Source organism: Salinimicrobium maris (genome assembly GCF_049680855.1).
Taxonomy (GTDB): domain Bacteria; phylum Bacteroidota; class Bacteroidia; order Flavobacteriales; family Flavobacteriaceae; genus Salinimicrobium.
In genome coordinates, this window is sequence record NZ_JBMPGS010000004.1 from 186888 (window position 1) to 212874 (window position 25987).

The window sequence follows — 25987 nt, forward strand, 5'->3', positions numbered from 1 at the left end:
TTTTATGGCATTTTACAGGCAGCATATGACGATAAGAGAATTATTTACGCAAAAAGTTAAAGTAGGAAAGCTTCTTTATTTCTCATTTTTGACACTTCTTTTCTTCGGAAGAGGATATTCCCAGGAGATCATTCCTACCTATTCAGATTATCTTACAGATAATCTCTATTTACTGCATCCTTCTATGGCCGGCGCTTCGAATATGAATAAAGTGAGGCTTACTGCAAGACAACAGTGGTTTGATGTGGAAAACGCACCGGGTTTGCAGACACTGAGCATTCACGCCAGGACGGGAAAAAAGATTGGACTGGGTGGCATTGCTTTTAATGATCATAACGGGAATTTTTCAAGGCGCGGACTTTATGGAACTTTTGCCTATCATTTAATGTTCTCCCGTAGCGAACTCGACCTCAACCAACTTTCATTTGGAGTTAGCGCAGGATTCATTCAGCATTCCCTGGATCAACGGGGGTTTACGAGTTTTGACCCGCTGGCCGGCAACGGCTATACTTCAGATTTTTACGGAAATATGGATATAGGCGCTTCATATTATTACTATAATTTCTTTACCCACCTTACTGCAAAAAATATTTTGAGTATTGAGCGTGAATTCTTCTACTCCCCTGCAGACTCAAAAAATCAGAGAAAATACCTTTTCTCAACAGGTTATGTTATAGAAACTCCTCAAAGGTACTGGAGCTATGAACCCTCGGTATTGTTTCAATGGAAAGAATTTTCAGGCGAAAAACTCCTGGATATCAACTTAAAGGTGTACCGGGAAATGGATTCGGGAAGTCTTTTTGGCGGACTTTCGTACAGAAAGAACTTTGAAGGTGCAGAATATACCAACAGCAACGAAAGAATTCTAAACCAGCAACTGCAATATTTAACTCCGTTTGCCGGTTTTGAGCACCGTAATTTTCTTTTCGCCTACACTTACAGTCAGCAGTTCAATAGCATTTTAATGAGTAATGCAGGATTTCACCAAATCACCCTGGGCTGGAACTTTGGCGAAAATCGTGGTCGTTATGAATGCTATTGCCCCGGAGTGAACCAAAAAAGAAGACGTCGCTAACCTGGTGGATCACCAAATTATGGAGTTATTCATTCATTATTAAACTGCAGATTAGCAGCCCGGAATTGGACTCAAAAAAAAATATGAAAAAGCACCTTTTTAGCTCCCCTTTAATTTTCCTGCTTCTAAGTATTTTCACCATTAGCTGCGGAAAAGAAGAACCACTAGATCTACCGGCACCCGAGTTTACTAAGGCAAGAGCTTTAGATATGCCAGCTTATTTTGAATTTAATCATAATTATACGATTGAGGTAGTATACATGCTCCCCTCCTCCTGCTATAGGCCAATTGGTCTCGGCATTGAAAGAAAAGGAAACACCGCGGAAGGTCTGCGGAACGTTTTTGTTACTGGAATCGCCAGAAAGAATTCTGAAGCAACTTGTAGTGAGAACGGAAAAGTTGCTTCAGAAATAACCGAGAGCTTTTACATGCGCATTGACCAAGCACAGCCATACATGTTCTACTTTTATAACGGCCTGAATGCGGAAGGTAAGTATCATTTTACAGAAGTGGAGATTCCTGTAAAAATTCTGGAAGAAAAGTAAAATTAGGGAAGTGAAAAATGATGTTTTGGAGAGTAATTTTAAAAAGGATGATCCAGGATCAAATATTTTTCATGTTTTTGTTTTTCCTTTTTACAATAAAACATATATTTGCACCCGCAAAACGGCCTCGTGGCGCAACTGAATAGCGCATCTGATTACGGCTCAGAAGGTTCCAGGTTTGAATCCTGGCGAGGTCACTTCAAATATTTAAAAACCCTGTAAATAATTATTTTACAGGGTTTTTTATTTTTTAAAGATATTGGATGTTGATCAAGATTTTGGAATTCCTACAGGAATTCAATCTCTAGCTACTAGTGCGGCAACTTATCGCGTATAAGTCCGTAGAGAAAAGTTCCGAGGAGTGCACCCAGCAGGACAACAAGTATGGATATATATCCCGCTCCAATAAGCGTGTAAATGGGCCCCGGACAGGAACCTGCAAGTGCCCAACCTAATCCAAAAATTATCCCGCCATACATATACCGGCTAAAACTTTTGTTCTTCGGGGTGAAAACGATTGGTTCGCTATCTATGGATTTGACTTTGTATTTTTTAATAAGCCAGGTTCCCAAGATACCAAGTGTAAGGGCAGAACCTATAATTCCATACATATGAAAGGACTGAAACTGGAACATTTCGTAAATGCGAAACCAGGATGCGGCTTCACTTTTAAACATTACAATTCCGAAAATAATACCTATGATTAAAAATTTTAAATGTTTCATAACTCAATAAAATATTAAAGGGAATAACAGGTGAACCATAACCAGTCCACCAATAAAAAATCCAATGACTGCAATTAAGGATGGTAATTGTAAATTACTCAATCCCGAAATGGCATGTCCCGAAGTACATCCACCGGCGTACCTAGCACCAAAACCTATTAAAAGTCCGCCAATTAGTAAAATTACCAGAGACTTAGGATTTGCTAAAGCATCTGTGGCAAAAAGTTCATCTGGGAGATAAGCCTCTCCAGCACTGGTGATTCCAAGGTTCTCTAGGGTTGTCACGGTATCAGGATTAATATTTACTGCAGTATTTGTGCTTAACAAATTAGCTGCTATAAAGCCGCCAATAATTGCACCGGCTACCACTACAAGGTTCCACCGCTGACTCTTCCAGTCGAAATTGAAAAATTCTGCTTTTTTTCCGGCTCCTCCAATTGTGCACATAGTACGCAGGTTTGAAGACATTCCAAAAGTTCTACCTCCTAAGAGCAGCAGAAACATAATTCCTGCTATAAGTGGCCCGGCAACATACCAGGGCCAGGGTTCTAAAATCCATTCCATATTTGTCATTTTTAAGGCTGCAAAGAAAAGCAGATAAAGATCATTTTACAGTAACAATTGTTACAATGTGAACTATGATTAGATTATTTCAATAACTACACCTATTTAGATAAAATTTGAAAAGCAGAACATCCTTTCTTTGAGATACAAGTTACATTCATTACCCAACTTTTGTTTTACCTTTAAGGAACTCAAAAAGTTTACAACATGAAAAAGATAGGATTAATTGGAGGCACTTCCTGGCACTCCACGATAGTTTATTACCGTTTCATCAATGAAATGGTGGGCGAGAAAATTGGAAATCAGGCAAATCCTGAGTTACTTATTTACAGTCTTAATGTGGAGTTGATGCGGGAGCACAATGTTGAAAAGATCAACAATAAATACCTGGAAATAGCACAAACGCTGCAGACTGCAGGTGTTAAAGCTGTGGTTATTTGCGCGAATACGCCGCACATGGTATACAATTTTGTTCAACCCAAAATCAATATCCCAATACTGCATATTGCAGATGCTATAGGGATTTCAGGCAAAAACAAGGGCCTGAAAAAACTCGGGCTATTAGGCACTCGTTCTACTATGACGGGAGATTTTATTTCTGCTCCGTTAAAGGAGAAGTACGGTATAGAAACAATCATTCCGGAAAGTGAATATATAGATAAAAACCATGAATATATTTCGCAGGAACTTACAAAAGGTGTTTTTAGTGAAGAGGCAAAAAAATTCTATCTGGAGCAAATGAGGTTGCTTCGTTCCAGGGGTGCAGATGGTATAATTTTGGGCTGTACAGAGCTTCCTATGCTTCTTGAGCAAAAAGATTTTGATCTTCCCCTCCTTGCTACCACCAATCTGCATGCGCAAATGGCTGCCGATTTTATCCTTTCTGAAGGGCAATAAAATTTGCTGCAATCCTATTGAAACAGAAGATTAAAAACGAAATTTCTCTTCTCTAAAAAATGTCAGTAATAGTCAAAAATGTCATTTACCGAAGTCTTTTCTATTACTCCTGAAGTTTAATCTTCCGCAGCATCTTTGCTGATGCTGGATTTTCAGTAGCCTGAAATGCGTTTCTTAAAATTGCCTGTTTCTTCTTTTTATTGCTACTTTTCAGTCTCTTATGTAACAAAAGTAACTGTAAGGCCTGGTTTTTAGTTCTAAATTTGAAAGCATAAATTATTCAGTTAATAAAAAATATCAGTAATGAATATAGAAGAAATAATCAGAAATAACGAAGGTATTATTGTAGATGTTCGTACTCCCGGGGAATTTAGTGGAGGAAGTGTATCGGGAGCAGTAAACATTCCCTTAAATGAAGTTCCACAACGTCTGGAAGAACTTAAGGAGATGGATGCTCCTGTGATCTTTTGCTGTGCCACAGGAAACCGAAGCGGACAAGCAACCAGGTTTGTCAACCAGCAGGGAGTTGACTGTATGAACGGTGGATCATGGCTAGAAGTGAATTTTTTAACCTCTCAGGAAGCCTGATACTTTTCATAACATAGAGCAAATTTTGGGTTTTTCCCCCTGCACCCGATCTACACCCTACCGAATGAGATTGATAGGGAAAGGTTTTGATTAAGGGTAAAGAGCCTGTAAAATTTCCTCCAAAATCTCTGAATGACATATGAGGTTATAATTTCAGTTTATCAGATTTCGTAAGTAGTTTTAAAAATTAATTCAAACCCCGGCTTTCCTTTAAAGGAATCCGGGGTTTTTATTTGTGCCCGGTAAGGCGCAGAGCTCAGAAAAGGCTTAGCAAAGTCTCCCGATTTTGCGTCTTCTCCTTTATTACTGCATTGTATCCTTTGAATTCTTATTCTTTACGCCAGGAATTAATTTTGTGGGCCCCGGAAATTTATCTTTTATAGCATCCACTCCCTCCTGTGGATTTGCCCTGGAGATTAGCTCTTTTCGTTCTTCGCGTTTATCTTGGGTTTCAATGTCCATAGCCTCATCCCTCTTCTCCACAAGCCTGGGTTGAACTTCTCCATCTCTATTGAAAGACCAGGCTAGCATAGGATCACCCAAAGGCAAATCATCTTTGTCTGAACTCCAGACATGCCAGGTTTTGCCGTAGCTATTCATCTTGCTGTCCATCAGTTCCATTTCGGCTACATCGGGCAGTCCGGGAGCGACTAACTGCCCTGAAAGGATCTCATAATTGTGCGGGTGCCAGTACTGCTTTTCTTCTTCAGGCAGACTCTCAAATAATTTTTCAGAAATAATATATTCTATTCCCGTAAGTTTGGCGTCTTCAGTGTTACCATCGAATAAAGCACATTGTGCAAAATCTTCGTTTACCTGAGTACAAAAGTGATGTGCTTCCATTTGATGGCCTGGATCTTCTTTCATGGGGTGGAAGCCGACCAAATAAACCTCCATAGGATCAAAAGGAGCTTTAGTCTGGATGAGGTTAGATCCTGTTTCCAGCACATTGGTTTTTGTACTTTCATCCCTTCCCGGTACTTCGGTATCAGATTTTCGATCCTCTCCACAGGAAGTGATCATTACTGCACTAATAAATACAGCTACAAAGTGGTTAATTGTTCTCATTCCTTTGATTTTAAAAGTCTATTCAATTTACATATTCCTAACTCTTTATAAAACAGACACTTCGGAATTAAGTAAAACTTAACCTTTCTTGTAGGCAAGAAGATGCTGACCTCATTCAGCGTGTATTCTGAAAATTTTATACAACATATTAATTCTATTCTAAATGTGCAGATGATATTTTTCTAATTCCTTAAATTTAAAGGGAAGCCACAAAGGAGAAAACTATGGAAGAGCAACATCAACAGCATGAGGAAAGAGTACGCAGCTCTTCGTCATCTGAAAAGAACCAGAAGATTGATCGGGAAACCATTGAGAACATAAAGAAATATGAACATAAAAGTCCTGCAGAAATTGAGAAGAGAATCGAAGCACTGGAGAAAGAATGGGATATTGAGCGATTGCTGGAAACCAATATGTCGAGCTTAGCATTAATTGGGATCGCACTTACTATTTTTGTACACGAATATTGGATCATTCTCCCCATCATTGTGCTTTCCTTTTTTTTACAGCACGCCTTGCAGGGATGGTGTCCTCCCCTACCAATATTTAGATCTATGGGAAAAAAACCAGGGCAGAACTGGACAGAGAGAAATATACATTAAAAGTATTAAAAGGAGATTTTGATGAGGTTCCAAAACCGGGAGATCCTTTAAATGCTGAAAAAATCTACAAGGCAACAACAAAAAATTAAATGGGCTTACTTAACAGAGAAGGCATTCAGAGCGAAAATATAGCTTAAGGTGCATATTAATGTGACACCCCATATCATCATAAAAAATTGAGGCTGCCCATAAATGGACAACCTCAATTCAAAACTATCTAATTTGAAAACTATTTAAAATCCTGGATTGCTTCACTAAGGTCAAATACTTTCTGGTCTTTAAACTTGTTCTCCAGAATACTACTTCCAGCCGCAGAACGGTATCCGCCTGCGCAGTGCACTACAAATGGTTTTTCCTTTGGAAGCTCATTTGCACGATCACGTAATTCATTTAATGGGATTCCAATGGCATTTTCAAATATCTTACCTTCTGCAAGCTCACTTTCATTTCTTATATCTACAATCGTATAACTGTCTTTATTGCTCTTAAAGTTATCAAGGTTAAAGGCATCAGACTTTTTCGACACCTCTTCACTTAAAGTGATCACCCCCTTCATTTGCTTTTCATAACCAATCTTGGCCGTTCTTTCCAGTAGCTCATCAACGTCTTCTACTGAATTTATTACCAGATAGAAAGGTTCATTGGGTTCAATAATGGCTCCTAACCAGGTTTCAAATTTATCACCTTCTGTCCTGGACATGATGTTAATGCTGTTTGGCAGGTGACCTGCTTTATAAGCATCACCACCTCTAACATCTACGACTGTTGTTCCTTCTTCAACTTCAGAAACTCCAATGTGCAATGCTACACCGTATTTTTCCTGCTGAACGTTTCCTGCTCCATTTCGGTTAATATCGACATTGAATCCAAAATAAGAAGGAATAAATGGTTGATCCTTCAATATCTCTTTTACAAATTCTTCTTCAGTTTGGTCTTTAAACGCCCAGTTGCTCATGCGCTCGTCTCCAAGAGTGCTTGAAGGAGAAGCGCTCATATTCTTACCACATAGGGATCCTGCACCGTGAGCGGGATAAACAAGAGCATCATCAGGCAGATCATTAAATTTGGTTTGCATAGTGCGGTACATGGCCTTTGCAAGTTCCACGCGCTTTGCTTTCATATTTCCGGCTTTCTCACGAAGATCAGGACGGCCCACGTTGCCTATAAATAATGTATCTCCTGTAAATAAAGCTGTTTCACCGTTTTCTTCAGCCACAAAAGTTAAACTATCTGGCGAGTGCCCGGGTGTATGTAAGGACCGAACATTTATTTCACCAATTTTAACAGATTGACCTTCATCAAAGGGTTCATGAGGGTAATTTACTCCCACTTTTTCGCTCACATAAATAGTGGCGCCTGTTTCCTTATGAATCTGTAAATGTCCGCTTACAAAATCTGCGTGAGGGTGCGTTTCAAAAACCGCTATAATCTTTGCATTGTGCTCTTCAGCAAACTTATAATATTGTTTAGGATTGCGACTTGGATCCACTAAAGCCATTTCACCATCACTTACTATAGCGTATGAATAATGTGCTAACGGGTCGTCTTTAAATTGTTCTATTTTCATTTGTTCACTACGTTTAATTCAACTTTAGGATTTTCAACCTTTTTTTATCTTATTTTGATAATACAAAAGTACTCTCATTTAAGCCCATAAGCAGTAACATTTGTTACAAAGAAAGGTTATCCAACAGCATATCATAACATCAAAATTACCTCATTTTGTCGAATCTGCCAGTCATTTTCCAAGCTTGTTTAGTTTTGGATAGCTCAAAAATATTCACCAGGCCAAATTTTTTTATACCGGCACTTCTCATGTTTTTCAGTTTCATCAGGAAATAAAATTCCGGAACAAATTCTGAAGCCCACTTAAATTTACGCTGCTTTTCCCCTACCACTGGAGTTTTCATAATCACGCTGCTGGACCAAGACATACTCTGGTTGACCCTCAGAATAACGTTGGCCGCGATGACCCAATTTCGATCATAAGCATAAACGAGTAAACACGGAATGGGAATGGCAAAAATCCATTTTAGTTCAAGTAAGTTTTTTCAGCCAAATGTATTGGCCCTGTGGAATATAAAATGGTTGCTTCAACTATTTTGAGCTGTCAAAATGCTGTTTAGAGCAGTTCTTTTCCAATAATGTAGATTCCCATCACCAGCACAAACCAGCCAAATCCCTTTTTAAGCTTTCCACCATCGATGAATTTATTCAAATAGCCTCCCAAAAAGATGCCCGCAATAGACAGCCCGGTGAAGATTGATAGGAACATCCAGTCTATTTCCTGGTTCTCCACATCTCCAATAAAACCTATCAAAGATTTCACCGCAATGATGAGCAGGGAAGTGGCCACCGCTTTTTTCATAGGTAATTTGGCTAGCAGCACGAGCGCCGGAATAATTAAAAATCCACCACCTGCACCTACAATACCTGTGAGAATACCTACTACAATACCTTCAATAATAATTAAGGGATAGTTATATTTAACCTTATCTTCTTGCGTTTCTTGTTTACCGTTTCCTTTAATCATGGAAATAGAAGCCACCACCATAATTAGGGCAAAAAATAACATGATCCCAATATGTTTGGTCACTTCAAAGCCCGAAATGGTAAAAATATGTTCTGGAATAGCCGGTACAAGATATTTTCTCGTGCCATAGACGGCAATAAACGCCGGAATGGCAAAGACGATGGCAGTACGAAAATCTACCAGCTTCTTCTTCATATTATTTATTGCTCCAATCAGGGAAGACGAGCCTACCACAAAAAGAGAGTAAGCCGTGGCAGTAACCGGATTTATGGACAGCAGGTAAACCAGCACGGGTACGGTTAAAATAGAACCTCCTCCACCTATAAGACCAAGCGTCACTCCTATTAAAAGCGCACCAAAATATCCTAAAATGTCAATTATTTCCAAAGTTTTTGTCTTATTGTTTAGAGCAAAAGTAACTTTAGATTTCCGTATAAGCAGTAACAAAAGTTACACACCTGTTTTTTCAATTCCTGAATAGCTATCTGACCGGAGTGTAAATGCCCGTTTCTCTATTATGTCGAGCTTTTAATTGCTTTTTAATTAGCCATCTATTTCTTAATGGCTATACTCATTTGGTTAGTATTAAGTCTGAAAGCCCTGTTTCATAATGACGGTTTCTTAATCTATGATGAGATTAAATTGTATTAAAACATAGTCAAAAATGTCATTTTTCACTTATTTTTTCACTAGTTGAATAAATCCATCATTGAGAACAAGGGTAATAGGATTTGGGACAGGAGAGATTCTTTCAGAAAAGAGAGTAAAAATCAATTTTATTACTGGGAAAGTCATTAAAAGTTCGGGAATTCAACTATTTAGCAAGGCTGCAAAAGAATATTTATGAATTTTTCTTTTGTAAATGGAATTTTCAGAGCCCTGGAAGGAAACTGTTTTACCAAGACGTTCCGCTTTTTGTTTTATCAGGTAAAGCATGTAAAAACCAGAGGATTCTATACACGATAGATGATCTACATTTATAATAAGATGATCGGTTTGGTTTAATTGATCGCTTATATGGAGTTCTATTTCAGATACATTTTCTGAATCAAGAGCACCTACAAGATTGATGATTAAACCTTTCTTTACTATCTCCATTGCCAATAAATTTTGAAAAAGCATACGACATTAAAGAGGTAGGGGGACTCCTTAATCTACAGATATAATTCTGCTTTGTCGTATGCATTACAAATAAATGAAGATTTCCCGATTGGATTCGGTAAAATTATGTAACTGGCTGTAATGCAATGATTGACGGTATAATTCTCCGTTTAAATGGAAAATTATAATTTGTTCAGTCGCTTTAATAGACTTGGTTTGTACCTTCGGCTGACGGGAACTACCTCCTTATTAATCAACACACTATTATCCTGTATATCAACTATTTTGGAGAAGTTAATTAAAAAAGATCTATGAATTCTTATAAAGATATTTGAAGGTAGTTTGCTCTCAATATTTTTTAAACTGGAATAGGTTATATAATTTCCTGAAGAGGTTTTAATCAGTATATAGTTCCCCTTTGCTTCGATTAGCAGTATATCGCGAATATCTATTTTTACAAGTTTTTTATCATTCTGTATATATAAATCCTGACCTTCGGTATATTCATTCTGTTTTCTGCCAAGCTCATTCTGGGATATCTGGTTATCCCGGTAATGCCTTGATGCTTTCTCCACTGCCTTCCTTAAGCGTTCACCAGTTACTGGCTTTAGAAGATAATCAACTACGTTATCATATTCAAAAGCTGTAACTGCATGATCTTTATGGGCTGTGACCAGAATAATAGCGGGAACTGTTTTAAGAGTTTGGATAAATTCAAAACCGTTGAACCCTGGCATGCTGACATCTAAAAAGATTAGGGCAATATCCTCATGATGATTTAAATATCTCAACGCATCTTCTGGGCGTTGAAAAGATTCAACCAGTTCTAATTTGGGCACCTCTCCTATTAATTGTTTAAGGATAACCCGTGGCAGTTCTTCATCATCAATAAGAATGCATTTCATATTATTACCTCGATTCAGATACAGGATATCCCGGCCATCATATAATCCGAATGATTCCCTACTATCATTGATTATTTTGTATACCTTCCTAATTTATAAAAAGAGATAGGAATTCTTACTGGATTAAGATAAAATTATTTTCTTCCTTACTTTTTTCGTGTAAAACCAGTTCTATTCATTTCTCCCCAATTTTTTTTGCCGCGAATGAGGTCAACATTTCCCTTCACTGCAGCAAACATTACAAATGGATGAAAAATCAATGGTTCTACCAGGATAGTTGCTATTAATTTGATGATATACTTGGGCTTTTTATATTGCTGAAAAGAGTACTCCTCAAAAAATAGAGCTGTAATAGAAAACAGTACGGCCAAAGAATATACTGTAAAAAAGAAAATAAAATATACTATGGGGTCTATATTGCTAAAAATGATCATTAGCAGCACATAAAGAATCCCTGCAAATTCTATGAGTGGTGCCAGCCATTCAAAGAATATCCAGTAAGGCATGCTTAACATCCCCAATACCTTATACTTCCTATTGAACAACATTTTTTTGTGAATGGCCAAAGTCTCTACAGTTCCTCTCGCCCAGCGATTTCGTTGCCTATGCAATACGCCCCATCTTTGAGGCACCTCGGTCCAACACAAAGGATCTGGAACAAATCCCACTTTATACTTCCTTTTCTGCTCTTGCATCATACGTCGCATTCGCACCAAAAGCTCCATATCTTCGCCTACGGTCTTTGGATCATAACCACCAGCCTCAATAACTGTTTCTTTATCAAACATGCCAAAAGCTCCGGAAATAAGAAGCAAACCATCCAAATGCGACCAGGCCATTCTTCCCATTAAGAACGCTCTAAAATATTCAATAATCTGTGCCCGTGCCAAAAAAGTATTGGGAAGATGAATACTTATAATACGGCCATTTTCAATTACACAATTATTAGCCACCCTAATAATGCCGCCGGAAGCAATCACTTTTTCCTCACTATCAAGAAAAGGTTTTATTAATTTTAGCAAAGCATCCTGCTGCAAAACACAATCCACATCTATGCAGCAAATTATTTCATGATCTGCACAATTAATACCAACATTAAGCGCATCCGCTTTTCCACCATTGACCTTATCAATTACTGTAATATTTCTGAATGATTTACTTTTAGATCTATAAATCCCCTTTACTTCCTTGGTAGGAACGAATTCATGGTAATAATAATGATCCTGTTCCAGTTCAAATTTTTCAATAAGTCTCTCTAGCGTTTTATCTTTACTTCCATCGTTTATGATGACAATTTCGAAATTGGGATAGTTTAAATTTAAAAGAGAACTGACATTTTCGGTCACATTGGCTTCTTCATTATACGCGGGAGCCAGAATAGAAATTGATGGTAAACCTGCTGATTGTAATAGTGGCATTTCAGTTTGAAAACGAATTCTCCTTTTATAATCCCGAATTTCTCGAAAAGAAAAAAAAGCCACGAGGGTATAACCCAGGCTTAGGATAATTCCAAAACCTAAAAATAGCCAATTAGCTATTTCCATTATCTCATTTAATTCCAAATCAGCTGTATTTACGCTTTCTACTATTCTTAAGTTTAAACATATAGTTCCATCTCCTTTTTTAAAGTATTTGCCAGTTTAAAATGGAGAACCCTGTTCTTATAATCGTTTTCCGGGATGTTCTCATGTACTTTTTGGAATTCACTAATAGTGCATTTCCTTTTAAGCTCCTTTAAAAATTGACTTCTGACTTTCCCATTTTCAGAAGCTATGCTTTTTAAAATTATTTCTTTTAGTTCTGGATATTCCAATTTGGAAAGGCTACAAATAGCTTCAATGCGAAGTTCTTCTTCTTCGCTTTCCAAAAACGGCAGGATATCATCTGTGGCGTCAAATTGATTATATTCTGCAATCATTTTAATTCCAAAAACCTGCACACTTAACAACGAATGACCTAGAAATTGACTAAATTGAGGAATCTCTCCAGAATAATGATTATCCAGACAATCTTTAATATAAACCTGCTCGAATATGGTCAAAGGTTCGTTTACCATGTGTAGGAAAGCGAGGGGCTCATCGTTCGACATACTCACTAGATAAAATATAGCTTGCTGGCGAATTTCTTTTCTGGAAGAATTTGTATACTGCTCCACTTGAAACCTCATCTCTTCAATCTTCAATTCAGAGGCGATATAAATCGCCTGTGCAACATCATACCACAAAGGGCTCTTCAATTTGCCTTTTACATAATGTTGAAGATTCCATTGGTAAAAAAGCCTTCTTAGAAGTTCCAGGCTCTCCCCTTTAAAATTATCTATAAATTCAAGAATTACTTCTACTGAGGTTCTTAACTGTAAATTGGTCTGCGGCTTAAGACGTCTTATTATCTCCTTGTCATCTGAATTCTCAAATAAGTACTGCATCAAAAAATCCCCCAGTTTTTCCCGTTCCTTTTGTATCTTTTGATTTTCCTTAATATCTGCAAGACGCATAAAGAGAATATTGCTTACAAGTAAGGCGCTTACAGTTGTAAACAATGCGAAGAGCAGGAGATTCACACGTAAGATGAGCTCCCAATTGGATAGGGTGTCTAAAATGTCATTCAAAGCAGGTTATTTTAATTTGGGGAAATTTTTAATCTGCGCTTCTTAAAGATCTTTTCACTCGTAAAGAAAGTTCATTTGGGTTAAAAGGTTTGGTTATAAAATCTTCTATTCCAAGCTTAAATGCATCAATTATGATGTCTTCCTGCTTAGAGGTTGAAAGAACGATAATAGGAAGTTCTGGTTTTTTTTTTCGGGTTTGTTCAATTAACTGGATCCCGTTGATAAAAGGCAACATCAAATCTGTGAGTAATAAATCAAGATCATTATTTTCCATCATTTCAAGTCCGGCACGCCCATCTATTGCCACCAGAACATTATAGCCTTCCTGCCGCAGCTTAAATTCAAGAGACTTCACAATCATTGGATTATCTTCTACCACCAAAATTTTTCTCATAGTTCTTTTCTAAAAGCTCATTTAATTGAAAGCTTATATTTTCATAAATTCTATCTAATTCTGAAAGTTGAGAAGAAATTTTCTCATCCACCCTGCTATAGGTAAGTTCATCGCAAATAGGCGGGGCTTCTTTGTTTTTTAGCATTTCATAGGAGGGTTTAATTGCATGAGCAATTTGACCTATTTCTTCATATTCCCCCCTATCATAGGCTTCTTTTGCCATTTCAAGGTTTGCCTTTACCGAGTCGATAAAGATTTGTATGGATTGCATTATAAATTCTTCATTATCACCTGAAATCTCTTTCAAATAATCCAAAGAATAAATTTTTGGTTGAGCAACAACCTCAGATTCCTCCATATGATCCATAATTTTTTCAATGACAAAATCATCTGGCAGAATGATATCATAACTCGAATATTCCGGAAGTTGATCTTGAGCTCCATTGTAACGATAGATGTAAACTGGAACCTTTAAACCTAACTCCCCACGAAGAAACGAGAGCGTATCCTCTGTTTTTACAGGAGCTACAGGATGCTCAATTAATATAGCAGAAACACGGTTGTTTTGCAGAAACTGAATTGCCTCTATACTATTGGCATAGTGTACGACCTGAGCATTCACTTCGTGCAGTTTATTAAATAAATCGGTGCCTTGGTCAACCGGACTTATATAAAGCAAAGAAATTGGTAAATCTTTACTCATAGATCAATATTCAAAGAATTGGGGGATAATACTGACATATATTTATTTGAAATGAGATTAATTATTGTCTTTTAAATTTAGTGCAAATTAATGAAATTTGTACGCAAAAAGGAAGCAAAACATTGATTTTCAATCAACTTTAAACTGTTTCCTCGATTAAATATTTGAAAATTATTTTTCGTACATCTTCTAGAATGACAGGTTTTGTAAGATAATCATTCATTCCACACGCCAGGTATTTTTCACGCTCATCCTTGATAGCTCGTGCGGTGAGTGCAACAATTGGAACATTTTTATCTTCTTCTATTCGCCTTATTTCCTCCGTCGCTTCCAGACCACTAAGAATTGGCATTTGGATATCCATAAAAATAAGATCCACCTCATTTTCCTGATATTTCTCAACAGCTTCCTCTCCATTTTCCGCAGAAATAATGCTTACGTTTGGCGCCACTTTTTGAATAATGGTGTTGGCAAGAAAACGATTTACGGGATTATCTTCCACCACCATAATATTAAAAGTCCTGGAGGTTTCTGTGAATTCCTTCACAGGCTGTCCCACACTTACACCTTCTGGTTTTTCAATGTTGTCCAACAAGTCGTAAAGCTGGGTGATTTGAATGGGTTTAGTAATATTAAAGGCGATGTCAAGTGCTTTGCAGGATTTCTGAATCATTTCATCTTCTGTAGAACTATGCAGCAATATCACCGGCAATTTTTCGGCAGTTAGTTTGTAATCATTGCGTATTTGCTCAATTAACTGGATTCCTGTTAAATAAGGCATATTAAAATCAATAATTGCCAGGTCAAAATCATCATGTTCCTTTAAACTGGTAAGAGCTTCAATTCCATTCCTACACAAAACGGTTTCAATTTTATTCACCGCCAGCATTTGTTTAAGAATCTCGCAGTTGTTTTTATTATCATCTACCACCAGGACTTTGCGAATATTCCTTACAGGTCGTGAACTGTAATTTACTTCCTTCTCAGTTTTCATTCTAATACTGAAATAAAAAGTACTTCCTTCATTTAAGGTGCTTTTTACTTCGAGCCTGCTATGCATCAAATTCAGTAAACGATTACTTATAGTTAATCCTAACCCGCTTCCTCCATATTTTCTGGTAGTGGAAGCGTCTTCCTGATCAAAGGCATTAAATATTTTTTGCAGATTTTTCTTAGCAATACCTACACCTGTATCCCGAATTTCAAATTTGAACACTACCTCGCCTCCATCGTCACTAATGTTATTGGAGATTACGCTCAATTCCACTTCTCCCTTCTGAGTGAATTTCACTGCATTCCCAAGCAAATTCATTAAAATTTGCCTTAAACGTACGCCATCTACATATACATATCTTCGGATATCAGGAGAGATTTGCAGCAATATCTCGAGACCTTTCTGGTGTGCCTGGTGCTTGATCATGTCAATGGTTTGGCTACACAACTGAATTAAATCTGTTCGCTCTTCGTTTAGTTCCAGTTTACCCGCTTCAATTTTAGAAAAATCCAGCACATCATTAATAAGGTCCATTAATGTATTTGCAGAATTATAAACCGTCTTCATGTACTTCCTCTGTGAAGAATTTAGGTCGGTTTGCATGAGCAGGTCAGTAAAACCAACAATTCCATTGAGAGGGGTGCGAATTTCATGACTCATGTTTGCCAGGAATTCTGATTTAGCCTTATTTGCCTCTTCTGCTTTTCTTTTGGCCGTTACCAGGGAATATTCCATCTCTTTCAGCTTTGAAATATCTGTAGCTACACCAAGATATCCCGAAATGGTTCCCTGATGATTCTTAATGGCTGTGACTACTAGCTTAACCTTGAAAGTGGAGCTGTCTTTTCGTTTGTAAGTCCATTCCGCATCATCATATTCTCCTTTTTTCGGCTTAAAAGTAAAAACGTTAAAACCTTCAGGACGTTCGCCGTATTCCTCTGCTAACAACGTTGCTCGTGCAGCTATTTCTTCTTTTGAATGTAACTGCACAACGTTCATCTTTCCTATTACCTCTTCTGAAGTAAAGCCCAAAAGATTTTCCGCTCCCTTATTGAATTTCTGTACGATTCCCTTTTTATCCGTCTCAATGATAGAAACCTGGGTTGTAGCATCCATAAGCCCCTGAAGCTCGTTCAAACTTTTTTGTAAGGCTCTTTCTGAAGTTATTCGTTTTGTAAGGTCACTAATTTGACCAATTAAGTACAAAGGTTTTCCTTCGTCATCTACAATGACCGAAACATATAGCATTCCATAGATTATCTTTCCAGATTTGCTCAAAAATCTTTTTTCTACACTATAGGTATCCCTTTCCAGGTTAAGAAGTTCTTTGAGTTCTAGCGTATCCTTTTTGAGGTCTTTAGGGTGAATGAGGTCCCTGGAGCGTTTTTGAAGAAATTCCTCTTTGGTGTAGCCAAACATGTTCGCCAGATTTTGATTTACCATCAACCATTCACCCTGCATACTCACTACCCCCATACCATTTGGGGAATACTCAAAGGCACTCATAAATCTTTTTGCATTCTCACTTGCCTTCATTTGCAAATGCATTTGCTCTGTAATATCTTCTACCTGACTAATGATAAGATCTTCTACCCCAGCGCCCCCTTTTATTAAGGAAGAGGTAAGCCTACACCATATTTTCACCCCTGTTTTTTTATAGAACTTAGCTTCCATTTGGTAGCTATCTATTTCGCCAGCGATTAGTCTCTCCCGGTTTTTTATCGCTTCTGGAAGGAAAGATGGGTGAATCACATTTCTAAATGTGAGATTCATAGTTTCACTAAACTCATTTCCCTCATATCCAAAAATTCTAAGGCTAGCCGGATTTGCTAAAATTAAATGACCTTGAATATGAACCAAAAGAATTCCCAGGGAAGAATTTTGAAAGATCATTTCAAATCGCTCCCTCGTGGCCTTGTGCTGCAGTTCAGCTTCTTTTCGTTTGCTAATATCCTGAAACGCTCCATAAAGCCGCACACACTTACCCTCTTTAAATTCCGGTTTCCCAAGTGCCCGCACCCAAATTTCCCTATTTTTGGCTGTGATCAATTTTAATTCGGTGTCCCATGCAACACCGTTTTCAATAGCGGCCTCGACCAACTTGGAAACCTTATCTCTACTCCAACCCTCTTTGTAAAATTGAATTCCTTCATCAAGATTTGGCTCGTAATCTTCTGGCACCTCATGAATTTCTCTGGTAATGCGCGTCCAGGACATTCTTTTTTTAATCAAATCCAGCTCCCAACCTCCAACACGTGCCAGTTCATTCGTCTCATTGAAAATCTTAATAATGTCTTTAAATGAATTTTTATCGTCATAATTCTTGCTCTGAATTTCATAACGTTGAATTTTATACAAAATACCAACTCCCGATTTTAACGCTACCTTCTGCACTAAAATTTTCACAAGCAAGTTTTCCCCTTTACCTGTGAAAAATGACTTTTTTACCTCATACTTTTCTTTCTCCAAATTGCCTTCTGCATCCTTAATTACAGATGAAATTTCATTTGTTAAATTATCTCTACCTAAGTCCGGATTTTCATTTACCAAACCGAGAAATTTCCAAAATGAGAAACTAATCCAAATTTCTTTTTTCGCTATAGAGGGTTGAATCCAAATCCCACAAACAGGTATAGAGGTGAGTTCGTTAAGCAATTCCGGATTTTCAGAAATAATTTTTTCGCCTTCGGCGGTAGGAAGTAACATATGTTGAGACATTGTTGGAGGATTAGATTTCCCGAAAATAAGATAATTTAAAACATAAGAACCTATTTTTTATTTAAGAAGGCTGCATTGCAATACAAAAGGAAGCAGAATCATAAAATTTTCAGCAGCAAACTTAATTTTGAGAATAGTTGGTATTCAAATCATATCCAAGCAGGCCTTCATATTAATTAAACGGGCTGATTAGCCCATTAGAAATTATGTCATCAAAAAAAACAGATTTCCAAATTGCTTCCCCTTAACCTTCTTACACTAAACTGCAGCAAACTTCTTTTATATATCTTGCAAGAGATGACATTTTTCACTGAAACACATAAAGTCCCGAACGAAATTTCTCCCATCCGGCTGCAGGAATACGGCGTGGGTATTTTTGACGCCTGCTCCACAAAATCTGCATTAAAAAAAGCTTTAAAGAGACAGCATATTCAAGTAAATGGAAAAATTGCAACTTCAGCAACAATTATAGATGGAGGCGAAAAAATTAGCCTTTACATTCCGGAAGAGCAAAAAACCCTGAAAAAACTAATCTTTCCTTTGCAGGTACTTTTTGAAGATGAACACCTGGCTTTGATTCATAAACCTGCCGGAATCCTGGTGAATGGTAATCGTTTCAAAACCATTGCAAATGCACTACCCCAAAAACTGAAACAAAGCAACCTTTTTGACGCCACCAGGCCACAGCCTGTCCACCGGCTGGATTATGCTACCACAGGAATCCTAATGATTGGGAAAACCCGTAGCAGCATTCGACTTTTAAACGGCATGTTTGAAGAAAAAAAGATCCAGAAAATTTACTATGCGGTAAGCATTGGAGAAATGAATGATTTCGGAAAAATAAATTCTGAGATAGGTGGGAAACCTTCAGAAACCATTTATTCTGTTTGCAATTCTGTTCCTTCAGAACGTTTCACTCGTCTTAACCTGGTGCAGCTGAAGCCCAAAACCGGCAGAAGACATCAACTCCGCAAACACCTTTCAGGTATTGGAAATCCCATTTTGGGAGATAAAAAATATGGCACTGAAGGCTTAATTCTAAACGGCAAAGGCTTATACCTGCACGCTTTTTCCCTTGAATTCGAACATCCTTTTACGGGTGAAAAAGTTAAAATTGAAGACGGGCTACCTAAAAAATTCAGCAAAATATTTTCGCGAAAAGAAGAATCGTAATTTCTTCTCCTTTTCTATTTCATTTCGATAATTTCCCTCAAAAATGTCAATTTTGGATCTCCTTTAAAGGGGACTTCCAGTTTTGCTTCTGATCTTAATTGGCTCTTTCAATTATTACATCTGCACTTCGGCTGGTGAATCTGCCTCTGCAAAAATATCTTCAGATTCAGAAAAATCAAGAGTTTCGGCCACGGGAACGTATTTCAGGATCTGGTCAATTCCCTTTTGCAGCATAAGTTCTGTAGTGAACTTCCTGCTGGTAGCAAGCACGAGTCCGTTTCTGGAGATCCTGAAAAAATATTTTCCACCTCCCGTCCGTTTTTTGGAAAAGGTGAAATTCGTGGTATCCTCCTGTATCGCATTGATCATTACTTCACAATCAGATTTTTGTTTACATGCAATACTGGTAAAAATGGTTTTTCCCTTTCTGGACGCGAATGTAAATTTATAATCTCCTCCCGGTCGTTTACTTATAACAAATGCGCTCATAATATGCTTCAGAAATTAGAAAAGCAAATCTAAAAAAAGTACGATTCCATTTTCTCCATTGCACAAGAACTCTTGAAAAAGTTATTAAGAACACTTAGTTCCTGAAAGTATGACTACAGACGAAAATTTATTAATTCCTACTTCAGAAAATGGCTCGAAAAACAGCCTTTTTGACGCCTTTAACGCTGCTGTTTTTCAGAAGCTTTTTAATACTTTTGCATTCCGGAATTTTCTTCGGAAAAAAATTAGAAATGCGTAAATCATTCAGCTATAACAATGTCCCATTACCCAAAAGATACTGAGGAAGAACAAGAAAAAACTGATCATATTTTTCCGGGAAATCCGCAGGAAGAAACGCCCGAGTTGTACTCAAAAAATCTCATCCTGATCTTTGCTATCTTATTTTCACCAATTTTTTCGGCTACCTTGCTGGTCATAAATCTTCGAAATTTAGGTAAGAGAAAAGCTGCACAATGGGTGATGCTCTTTGGCATAGGCTACTTATTTGCAACTGCGGCTGTTTTACAGCTACTCAATCTTGACACCAGCCTAACTTTTATAGCTAATGTGATTGGTGCTGCCATACTTAATGAATATTTCTGGAATAAATACATTGGTCGCGACACAGCGTATCGCAAGAAAAGCTGGATCAAGCCAATCCTTATCTCTATTCTTATTGTACTGGTGATCTTCTCATTGCTCTATATGGCGGCTAGTTAAGATCCAAAAATGGCATTTTAAATTCATTTTTTTTAAAACAAAAAACCTGCAGGGAAACTGCAGGTTTTAATTTATATTCTTTGGAACATTCTTTCACTAAATAATTTCAGCACTTAAATCGGCATCTAGCAACTTGCTGCACCGCGGTTCCAATTCTTTGTAGGTTCCGGTTTTGACGGCACATTTGCCTTTGTAATGTACCAGTAGCGAACATTGTTCTGCCTGCTCGGCTGTATGCTCGCAAACCGCAATTAAAGTATTTATCACATGATCAAAAGTATTATAATCATCATTATATAAAATGATCTCATGTAATTTATCTTCTTTCGTCTGGACCTGTACTTCTTCTAAAACTTCTTCCTTCGTGCTCATAATCTCTCGTTTTTCAATAGCGCTTAAAGATAATAAAAATCCTTGAAATTTACCTTTTCAAGAATTTCAATGCTACCCATTCATCCTTTTCTAACCCCTCGTGGTATTGAAGTCCCTGCTTCTCGCATTCTTCTTTTATCACGGGAATATCTGCTTCGTAAAATCCGCTGAGATAGAGTTCTCCACCCTTTTTAAGGCACTTGCTGTAGGTAGTCATATCCTGCAAAAGGATGTTCCTATTAATATTAGCGATAATGGTATCGTATTGTTTCCCGCCCAATAATTCTGCCGTTCCTTCGAATACCGAAATTTTCTCACACTTATTGCGCTCCACATTTTCCTGTGTGTTGAGATAGCACCAGTTATCAATATCTATGGCGTCTACAGCTTGAGCACCTCTTTTTTCGGCTACAATAGCCAAAACTCCGGTACCGCAACCCATGTCCAGCACTTTTTTATCCTGCAGGTCATTTTTCAGTAAAAACTGGATCATCATGTGAGTTGTAGCGTGATGGCCTGTACCAAATGACATTTTTGGCTCAATGACGATGTCGTATTTCACATTTACTTCGGGGTGAAAAGGCGCTCTCACACTACAAATGTCATCCACCAGAATGGGGTGAAAATTTTTCTCCCATTCTTCGTTCCAGTTCACCTGCGCGATTTCTTTGGAAGTATAAGTGATCTCGAACTCTTCCGACTGTAGAACGTGTACTCCCGACAAGGCTTCTTCCTCAAATTCTTCCTTCGGAATATACGCCGTCACGCCGTCCTCATTTTCAACAAAACTCTCAAAGCCGGCCAAACCCAGCTCTGCGATGAGAATTTCGGAAGCAGGCTGCACAGGTTCAATGGTAAATTTAAATTCGAGGTAATCCATTTATATATTTTAAAAGGAGTGAACGATCGCAAGGAAATCTTCGGCTTTTAAGCTGGCGCCACCAATGAGTCCGCCGTCAACGTCTTCTTTTGCAAAGATTTCTTTGGCATTCGCGGGTTTAACGCTTCCGCCGTATAAGATGGAAATCTCAGCAGCAATCTCACTTCCAAACTTTTCAGAAATGGTTTTTCTAATGAATGCATGCATTTCCTGCGCCTGCTCGGGAGAAGCGGTTTCTCCTGTTCCAATCGCCCAAACCGGCTCGTATGCAATCACAACATCTTTCCAATTCTCTTTAGAGATATGAAAAAGACCTTCTGAAAGCTGCTTTTTGACTACCTCAAAATGATTGTCATTTTTTCTTTCTTCCAGTTCTTCCCCACAACAAAAGATCACCTGCAGGTCATTTTTCAAAGCTGCATCTACTTTTTCGGCTAAAAGAGCGTCGGTTTCATTGAAGATCGCGCGACGTTCGCTGTGCCCTAAAATCACATGTTTTACACCAACGCTGCTAAGCATTTTGCCAGAAACTTCTCCTGTAAAGGCACCATTCTCACTTTGATGCATGTTTTGAGCTGCTACTTCAATTGGAGTATCTGCCAAAGATTGAAAAACGTGGTAAAGATTCGTAAAAGAAGGTGCCACGATGACTTTTGCATCGGGTGTTTCTTCCAAATGCTGTTTCAATTGTGCCAAAAGATCTTCAGTTTCTGAAAGATCGTTATTCATTTTCCAGTTTCCTGCAACTATGTTTTTTCTCATATTGGTAGATTTTAATCACAGAACGGCCTTTTTGAAGAACTATCCGCACTGCTGTCTTGGTTGATAAATATTTTCCTCCGGAAGGAATCTCTACAAATATATTGATAAGTATGGAGAAAAGCGCCCTTTTTGGAAACGGAAAAAGCTGGAAAACTTCTTCAAAATGCACATTTTTGAAAGGTATGCTAGAGCTCCAACTGTTCTGCATCGTTCCAGTGCAGCTTTTGTAAGATCGTACCTTTGTGCAACTTCACAATGCCAGGATTGCTCCTGATAATGGTTTTTAAAGCAGTTTCATCACTAAAATAAAATGGAAAATCAAGATCATATTTTTCCTTTACTTCCGCTTTCAATTCTTCCCCGGAAGCAGATAGACCTATCACCCTGTAACCTTCTGCCTCGGCAGCCTTAGCCACAGCGTTCATTTTCTGAAGCCCCGGCTCCTCACTCCGTCGCAAACTATAGGCAACGATCAAGATAAGTTTTTCTTCCTGTAAAATTTCTGAAGTGAAATTCTCGCCGTCCTTTTCCATAGAAAAATCATGAATTGGAGCTTCGTAACCTTCCTGAACCAGTTCTGTCTCTACATCTATAAATTCGCCCGTTACCTGCGGATAAGATCCTTGTGTAGTGACGATTTTCTCCTCACCATTTTCTCTAAACTTCCAATGATAATCATACACGGCTTCGGGAGCACCTTCGGGAATGGTCATTTTTTCAGTGATGTTATTGCCAACTTTATATGCCCGAAAATCTATCAATGGCAGGTGCATCAACACGTAATATGCAAAGGTAAAACAGAGCATAAAAGACAGGAAGACAATCCAGCGATGAGATGCTTTTGCAAAAACCGGCTTGATGAATTTCCTCTTAACGAACAGGAATACGATCAAGACCAGCAGGATTACATCCTTGATAAATGACTGCCATGGCGTAAGCGGAATTGCGTCACCAAAGCAACCACAATCGGTCACTTTATTGAAGTATGCAGAATAGAACGTAAGAAAGGTGAAAAATAAGATCATGAGCAGCAAAGCCCAGGTGGTGAATTTTGGCAAATAGCCAATAAGCAGCATGATTCCCAGCACGAGTTCAAAAACTACCAGCAGTATAGCTATAACCAGTGCAAAAGGCGCTAAAAATTCAAGATCAAGAACCGCCGGACTAAAATATTCTTCGAGTTTAAAACTGAAACCAATAGGATCGTTGAGTTTTACAAATCCGGAAAAAATAAAGAGAATTCCGACTAATAATCTGGCGATACCTACTGCTATTTTCATTCTAAAATTTTAAATGTGGACATTTTCTTCCTCGGCTTCTCCAATCAGAATAAGCGCAAAAACAGCATAATTGATCATATCCTGATAATTTGCTCCAATGCCTTCGCTTACAATCGTTTTGCCCTGGTTATCTTCTATTTGTTTAATGCGTAAAAGTTTCTGCAAAATTAGATCTGTAAGAGAACTTACGCGCATATCACGCCAGGCTTCTCCATAGTCATGGTTCTTGTTCTCCATGAGCTCTTTCGTTTCTTTCACGACGCGATCATACAGTGCACTCACTTCTTCGGTAGAAAGATCGGGTTGTTCTGCCACGCCTTTTTCCAGTTGGATAAGCGCCATTACCGAATAGTTAATGATACCAATAAATTCCGGCACTTCCCCTTCATCTACTTTTCTCACTTCATTTTCCTGAAGACCACGAATACGCTGTGCCTTAATGTAAATTTGGTCGGTTAGGGATGGCAGCCTGAGAATTCTCCAGGCACAGCCGTAATCTTTCATTTTATTAATAAACAAGCTGCGGGTTTCGTGTACCACCGCATCGTATTGTTTAGAAGTATCCTTCATATAAACCGGTAATTTGCGTAAATTTCGCTGAAATAATTCGATTTGTCAAAGTTAATTTTTCCATCCAAATAACCAGCTTTTTTAATGACGATCAACTGTAAAGGCAATTTAATAGATTTTACGACACCCAAAGTAATGGGGATATTAAATTTAACGCCAGATTCCTTCTATGACGGCGGACAAAATAATTCTGAAAAAGACATACTTCTACATACTAAAAAAATGCTCACAGCAGGAGCCGATTTTATTGATGTAGGAGCCTATAGCAGCAGGCCGGGCGCTGCAGATATTTCCGAAGAGGAAGAATTGAGCAGAATGATCCCGGTGGTGAAAATGCTGCTGAAGGAATTTCCTGAAGTTCTTTTAAGTATTGACACTTTTAGAAGTGAAGTTGCGCGCCAGGCGGTAAAGCATGGAGCAGCGATCATAAATGATATTTCCGGAGGGAATCTTGATGAGAATATGTTCAAAACCGTGGCAGAACTTCAGGTGCCGTATATCCTCATGCACATGCGCGGCACCCCGAAAAATATGAAAGACCTCAACCAGTACGATGATTTGGTTAAGGATATTCTCTTCTATTTTTCAGAAAGAATTGCTGAAGCCCGAAAAATGGGAATAAACGACCTCATTATTGATCCCGGTTTCGGTTTTTCAAAGAACATCTCACAAAATTTCGAACTGCTTGCCAAGCTGCAGCTTTTTCGAAATCTGGGATTACCCATTCTTTCAGGTATTTCCAGAAAATCTCTTATTTATAAAACGCTTGATATCTCGGTTGATGAAGCTCTTAATGGAACAACGGTTCTCAACACAGTATCACTTTTGAACGGAGCACATATCCTGCGGGTTCATGATGTAAAAGAAGCCGTGGAATGCGTGAAATTGACAACGCGACTTAGGAACTAAACTTATATTTTTTACATTTACCGAAAAGCGACCACTTTGGATTTTTTAGACCTCCGCATTCTCGACATAGTAGACATCCTTCTCATCGCAGCCCTACTCTACTATCTTTATAAGCTGGTAAAAGGAACGGTAGCGGTAAACATCTTCATTGGGATCGCGATCATTTACCTCGTGGGAAAACTTACGCAATTTCTTCAAATGGAGATGCTTAGCAGCGTTTTAGGGGAATTCATCGGGGTGGGAATGTTCGCTCTAATCGTCGTTTTTCAGCAGGAGATCAGGAAATTTCTTCTTATGATTGGTTCGACGAATTTTGCCAGAAGGAGAAAATTTCTTCAGACTTTAAAACTGATAAAAGACGACCTTGAAACACCTAATGACATTGAAGCTATTGTAAGCGCCTGTGAAAATATGGGCAGGACTAATACGGGAGCTTTAATTGTTATTCAGCGGAATACTAGCCTGGACTTTGTGAAAAATTCCGGAGACAAAATGAAAATTTTGATCAATCAGCCTATTTTAGAATCGGTATTTTATAAGAACAGTACCCTGCACGACGGTGCCATTGTAATAGAAGATAATTTTATTACAGCCACGCGGGTGGTATTACCAGTTTCAAATGATCGTACAATTCCGCTCCGCTTTGGGCTAAGACACAGAGCTGCAGTAGGAATTACCGAGAAAACAGATGCCCTGGCGCTGGTGGTTAGTGAAGAAACCGGGCAAATATCCTACATAAGAGACGGCGAATTCGTGATGTATGAAGGAAGAGATGAGCTCGTTAGCAAACTGAAGGCAGATTTGGTGTAAAA

The 25987-nt window shown here is 38.2% G+C and carries 28 protein-coding genes and 1 tRNA gene; 11 read left to right on the top strand and 18 right to left on the bottom strand.

From position 1 onward, the window contains the following. The first annotated feature begins 4 nt into the window (after positions 1–4). From ACOV1Q_RS13145 to ACOV1Q_RS13155, 3 genes are all read left to right on the top strand, one after another. Positions 5–1075: a PorP/SprF family type IX secretion system membrane protein gene (locus ACOV1Q_RS13145; RefSeq protein ID WP_424494863.1), complete on the top strand. Its 1071-nt coding sequence runs from the start codon at positions 5–7 to the stop codon at positions 1073–1075. 83 nt (positions 1076–1158) lie between these two features. Then, the gene (locus ACOV1Q_RS13150; RefSeq protein WP_424494864.1) at positions 1159–1620 is read left to right on the top strand and encodes a hypothetical protein; all 462 of its coding nucleotides are present in this window, start codon (positions 1159–1161) and stop codon (positions 1618–1620) included. Positions 1621–1743: 123 nt separating this feature from the next. Further along, a tRNA-Arg gene (locus ACOV1Q_RS13155) sits at positions 1744–1817 on the top strand. Positions 1818–1931: 114 nt separating this feature from the next. Here ACOV1Q_RS13155 and ACOV1Q_RS13160 read toward each other — a convergent pair. Beyond that, positions 1932–2345 (bottom strand): DUF6691 family protein, encoded by a 414-nt coding sequence (locus ACOV1Q_RS13160; RefSeq protein ID WP_424494865.1) that lies wholly within the window; start codon positions 2343–2345, stop codon positions 1932–1934. A gap of 3 nt (positions 2346–2348) precedes the next feature. Further along, on the bottom strand, positions 2349–2909 hold the full coding sequence (locus tag ACOV1Q_RS13165; protein WP_424494866.1) for a YeeE/YedE family protein: 561 nt from the start codon (positions 2907–2909) through the stop codon (positions 2349–2351). A 207-nt stretch (positions 2910–3116) separates the two neighbouring features. Here ACOV1Q_RS13165 and ACOV1Q_RS13170 point away from each other — a divergent pair, with 207 nt between their 5' ends. Together ACOV1Q_RS13170 and ACOV1Q_RS13175 are read left to right on the top strand one after the other, a co-directional pair. Further along, positions 3117–3806, top strand: a complete 690-nt coding sequence (locus ACOV1Q_RS13170) for an aspartate/glutamate racemase family protein (protein WP_424494867.1) — start codon at positions 3117–3119, stop codon at positions 3804–3806. A gap of 303 nt (positions 3807–4109) precedes the next feature. Beyond that, a complete protein-coding gene (locus tag ACOV1Q_RS13175; protein WP_424494868.1) occupies positions 4110–4394 on the top strand; it encodes a rhodanese-like domain-containing protein in 285 nt (94 codons plus the stop codon). 303 nt (positions 4395–4697) lie between these two features. On the opposite strand, the gene ACOV1Q_RS13180 is transcribed toward ACOV1Q_RS13175, so the two are convergent. Next, complete coding sequence (locus ACOV1Q_RS13180) at positions 4698–5462, bottom strand: OBAP family protein (RefSeq protein ID WP_424494869.1); 765 nt, start codon at positions 5460–5462, stop codon at positions 4698–4700. Positions 5463–5686: 224 nt separating this feature from the next. Here ACOV1Q_RS13180 and ACOV1Q_RS13185 point away from each other — a divergent pair, with 224 nt between their 5' ends. Continuing rightward, positions 5687–6064: a hypothetical protein gene (locus ACOV1Q_RS13185; protein WP_424494870.1), complete on the top strand. Its 378-nt coding sequence runs from the start codon at positions 5687–5689 to the stop codon at positions 6062–6064. 229 nt (positions 6065–6293) lie between these two features. Here ACOV1Q_RS13185 and ACOV1Q_RS13190 read toward each other — a convergent pair whose 3' ends face one another. The 9 genes from ACOV1Q_RS13190 to ACOV1Q_RS13230 form a co-directional block, all read right to left on the bottom strand. Continuing rightward, positions 6294–7631: an MBL fold metallo-hydrolase gene (locus tag ACOV1Q_RS13190; protein ID WP_424494871.1), complete on the bottom strand. Its 1338-nt coding sequence runs from the start codon at positions 7629–7631 to the stop codon at positions 6294–6296. 555 nt (positions 7632–8186) lie between these two features. Further along, positions 8187–8984: a sulfite exporter TauE/SafE family protein gene (locus ACOV1Q_RS13195; protein ID WP_424494872.1), complete on the bottom strand. Its 798-nt coding sequence runs from the start codon at positions 8982–8984 to the stop codon at positions 8187–8189. A 423-nt stretch (positions 8985–9407) separates the two neighbouring features. After that, entirely contained in the window at positions 9408–9695 is a 288-nt protein-coding gene (locus tag ACOV1Q_RS13200) for an STAS domain-containing protein (RefSeq protein WP_424494873.1), read from the bottom strand. 185 nt (positions 9696–9880) lie between these two features. Next, complete coding sequence (locus tag ACOV1Q_RS13205) at positions 9881–10603, bottom strand: LytR/AlgR family response regulator transcription factor (protein ID WP_424494874.1); 723 nt, start codon at positions 10601–10603, stop codon at positions 9881–9883. A 146-nt stretch (positions 10604–10749) separates the two neighbouring features. Further along, the gene (locus ACOV1Q_RS13210; protein WP_424494875.1) at positions 10750–12147 is read right to left on the bottom strand and encodes a glycosyltransferase family 2 protein; all 1398 of its coding nucleotides are present in this window, start codon (positions 12145–12147) and stop codon (positions 10750–10752) included. Between the two features lie 53 nt (positions 12148–12200). Then, positions 12201–13211 (bottom strand): hypothetical protein, encoded by a 1011-nt coding sequence (locus ACOV1Q_RS13215; RefSeq protein ID WP_424494876.1) that lies wholly within the window; start codon positions 13209–13211, stop codon positions 12201–12203. Positions 13212–13239: 28 nt separating this feature from the next. Next, positions 13240–13605, bottom strand: a complete 366-nt coding sequence (locus ACOV1Q_RS13220; protein ID WP_424494877.1) for a response regulator transcription factor — start codon at positions 13603–13605, stop codon at positions 13240–13242. After that, positions 13577–14308, bottom strand: a complete 732-nt coding sequence (locus ACOV1Q_RS13225) for a hypothetical protein (protein WP_424494878.1) — start codon at positions 14306–14308, stop codon at positions 13577–13579. Before ACOV1Q_RS13225 ends, ACOV1Q_RS13220 begins: the two co-directional genes overlap by 29 nt. Positions 14309–14447: 139 nt before the next feature. Next, entirely contained in the window at positions 14448–18020 is a 3573-nt protein-coding gene (locus ACOV1Q_RS13230; protein ID WP_424494879.1) for a PAS domain-containing hybrid sensor histidine kinase/response regulator, read from the bottom strand. A 297-nt stretch (positions 18021–18317) separates the two neighbouring features. Between ACOV1Q_RS13230 and ACOV1Q_RS13235 the strand changes: the two genes are divergently transcribed. After that, positions 18318–19193: an RluA family pseudouridine synthase gene (locus tag ACOV1Q_RS13235; RefSeq protein ID WP_424494880.1), complete on the top strand. Its 876-nt coding sequence runs from the start codon at positions 18318–18320 to the stop codon at positions 19191–19193. A gap of 114 nt (positions 19194–19307) precedes the next feature. On the opposite strand, the gene ACOV1Q_RS13240 is transcribed toward ACOV1Q_RS13235, so the two are convergent. Beyond that, positions 19308–19682: a YegP family protein gene (locus ACOV1Q_RS13240; protein ID WP_424494881.1), complete on the bottom strand. Its 375-nt coding sequence runs from the start codon at positions 19680–19682 to the stop codon at positions 19308–19310. 109 nt (positions 19683–19791) lie between these two features. Here ACOV1Q_RS13240 and ACOV1Q_RS13245 point away from each other — a divergent pair, with 109 nt between their 5' ends. Then, positions 19792–19941 carry a hypothetical protein gene (locus tag ACOV1Q_RS13245; protein WP_424494882.1) on the top strand — a complete coding sequence of 50 codons (150 nt, stop codon included), beginning with the start codon at positions 19792–19794 and terminating at the stop codon, positions 19939–19941. Positions 19942–19958: 17 nt separating this feature from the next. Continuing rightward, complete coding sequence (locus ACOV1Q_RS13250; protein WP_424494883.1) at positions 19959–20402, top strand: hypothetical protein; 444 nt, start codon at positions 19959–19961, stop codon at positions 20400–20402. 96 nt (positions 20403–20498) lie between these two features. Here the strand turns inward: ACOV1Q_RS13250 and ACOV1Q_RS13255 are convergent, their stop codons facing one another. The 5 genes from ACOV1Q_RS13255 to ACOV1Q_RS13275 form a co-directional block, all read right to left on the bottom strand. Then, entirely contained in the window at positions 20499–20774 is a 276-nt protein-coding gene (locus ACOV1Q_RS13255; protein ID WP_424494884.1) for an ATP-dependent Clp protease adaptor ClpS, read from the bottom strand. Positions 20775–20823: 49 nt separating this feature from the next. After that, complete coding sequence (gene prmA, locus ACOV1Q_RS13260) at positions 20824–21654, bottom strand: 50S ribosomal protein L11 methyltransferase (RefSeq protein ID WP_424494885.1); 831 nt, start codon at positions 21652–21654, stop codon at positions 20824–20826. Positions 21655–21663: 9 nt separating this feature from the next. Further along, entirely contained in the window at positions 21664–22416 is a 753-nt protein-coding gene (gene tpiA / locus ACOV1Q_RS13265; protein ID WP_424494886.1) for a triose-phosphate isomerase, read from the bottom strand. 185 nt (positions 22417–22601) lie between these two features. Continuing rightward, positions 22602–23696 (bottom strand): BT_3928 family protein, encoded by a 1095-nt coding sequence (locus ACOV1Q_RS13270; RefSeq protein WP_424494887.1) that lies wholly within the window; start codon positions 23694–23696, stop codon positions 22602–22604. A gap of 9 nt (positions 23697–23705) precedes the next feature. Further along, positions 23706–24266 carry a DUF1599 domain-containing protein gene (locus ACOV1Q_RS13275; protein ID WP_424494888.1) on the bottom strand — a complete coding sequence of 187 codons (561 nt, stop codon included), beginning with the start codon at positions 24264–24266 and terminating at the stop codon, positions 23706–23708. Positions 24267–24350: 84 nt separating this feature from the next. Here ACOV1Q_RS13275 and folP point away from each other — a divergent pair, with 84 nt between their 5' ends. Together folP and cdaA are read left to right on the top strand one after the other, a co-directional pair. After that, complete coding sequence (gene folP / locus ACOV1Q_RS13280) at positions 24351–25175, top strand: dihydropteroate synthase (RefSeq protein WP_424494889.1); 825 nt, start codon at positions 24351–24353, stop codon at positions 25173–25175. Between the two features lie 36 nt (positions 25176–25211). Then, positions 25212–25985: a diadenylate cyclase CdaA gene (gene cdaA / locus ACOV1Q_RS13285; RefSeq protein WP_424494890.1), complete on the top strand. Its 774-nt coding sequence runs from the start codon at positions 25212–25214 to the stop codon at positions 25983–25985. The last annotated feature ends 2 nt before the right edge of the window (positions 25986–25987 follow it).

Bases quoted from the DNA above. Each gene is read 5' to 3' on its own strand.
- ACOV1Q_RS13145 (WP_424494863.1), top strand. From the start codon at position 5: ATGGCATTTTACAGGCAGCATATGACGATAAGAGAATTATTTACGCAA.
- ACOV1Q_RS13150 (WP_424494864.1), top strand. From the start codon at position 1,159: ATGAAAAAGCACCTTTTTAGCTCCCCTTTAATTTTCCTGCTTCTAAGT.
- ACOV1Q_RS13160 (WP_424494865.1), bottom strand. From the start codon at position 2,345: ATGAAACATTTAAAATTTTTAATCATAGGTATTATTTTCGGAATTGTA.
- ACOV1Q_RS13165 (WP_424494866.1), bottom strand. From the start codon at position 2,909: ATGGAATGGATTTTAGAACCCTGGCCCTGGTATGTTGCCGGGCCACTT.
- ACOV1Q_RS13170 (WP_424494867.1), top strand. From the start codon at position 3,117: ATGAAAAAGATAGGATTAATTGGAGGCACTTCCTGGCACTCCACGATA.
- ACOV1Q_RS13175 (WP_424494868.1), top strand. From the start codon at position 4,110: ATGAATATAGAAGAAATAATCAGAAATAACGAAGGTATTATTGTAGAT.
- ACOV1Q_RS13180 (WP_424494869.1), bottom strand. From the start codon at position 5,462: ATGAGAACAATTAACCACTTTGTAGCTGTATTTATTAGTGCAGTAATG.
- ACOV1Q_RS13185 (WP_424494870.1), top strand. From the start codon at position 5,687: ATGGAAGAGCAACATCAACAGCATGAGGAAAGAGTACGCAGCTCTTCG.
- ACOV1Q_RS13190 (WP_424494871.1), bottom strand. From the start codon at position 7,631: ATGAAAATAGAACAATTTAAAGACGACCCGTTAGCACATTATTCATAC.
- ACOV1Q_RS13200 (WP_424494873.1), bottom strand. From the start codon at position 9,695: ATGGAGATAGTAAAGAAAGGTTTAATCATCAATCTTGTAGGTGCTCTT.
- ACOV1Q_RS13205 (WP_424494874.1), bottom strand. From the start codon at position 10,603: ATGAAATGCATTCTTATTGATGATGAAGAACTGCCACGGGTTATCCTT.
- ACOV1Q_RS13210 (WP_424494875.1), bottom strand. From the start codon at position 12,147: ATGGAAATAGCTAATTGGCTATTTTTAGGTTTTGGAATTATCCTAAGC.
- ACOV1Q_RS13220 (WP_424494877.1), bottom strand. From the start codon at position 13,605: ATGAGAAAAATTTTGGTGGTAGAAGATAATCCAATGATTGTGAAGTCT.
- ACOV1Q_RS13225 (WP_424494878.1), bottom strand. From the start codon at position 14,308: ATGAGTAAAGATTTACCAATTTCTTTGCTTTATATAAGTCCGGTTGAC.
- ACOV1Q_RS13230 (WP_424494879.1), bottom strand. From the start codon at position 18,020: ATGTCTCAACATATGTTACTTCCTACCGCCGAAGGCGAAAAAATTATT.
- ACOV1Q_RS13235 (WP_424494880.1), top strand. From the start codon at position 18,318: ATGACATTTTTCACTGAAACACATAAAGTCCCGAACGAAATTTCTCCC.
- ACOV1Q_RS13240 (WP_424494881.1), bottom strand. From the start codon at position 19,682: ATGAGCGCATTTGTTATAAGTAAACGACCGGGAGGAGATTATAAATTT.
- ACOV1Q_RS13245 (WP_424494882.1), top strand. From the start codon at position 19,792: ATGACTACAGACGAAAATTTATTAATTCCTACTTCAGAAAATGGCTCG.
- ACOV1Q_RS13250 (WP_424494883.1), top strand. From the start codon at position 19,959: ATGTCCCATTACCCAAAAGATACTGAGGAAGAACAAGAAAAAACTGAT.
- ACOV1Q_RS13255 (WP_424494884.1), bottom strand. From the start codon at position 20,774: ATGAGCACGAAGGAAGAAGTTTTAGAAGAAGTACAGGTCCAGACGAAA.
- prmA (WP_424494885.1), bottom strand. From the start codon at position 21,654: ATGGATTACCTCGAATTTAAATTTACCATTGAACCTGTGCAGCCTGCT.
- tpiA (WP_424494886.1), bottom strand. From the start codon at position 22,416: ATGAGAAAAAACATAGTTGCAGGAAACTGGAAAATGAATAACGATCTT.
- ACOV1Q_RS13270 (WP_424494887.1), bottom strand. From the start codon at position 23,696: ATGAAAATAGCAGTAGGTATCGCCAGATTATTAGTCGGAATTCTCTTT.
- ACOV1Q_RS13275 (WP_424494888.1), bottom strand. From the start codon at position 24,266: ATGAAGGATACTTCTAAACAATACGATGCGGTGGTACACGAAACCCGC.
- folP (WP_424494889.1), top strand. From the start codon at position 24,351: ATGACGATCAACTGTAAAGGCAATTTAATAGATTTTACGACACCCAAA.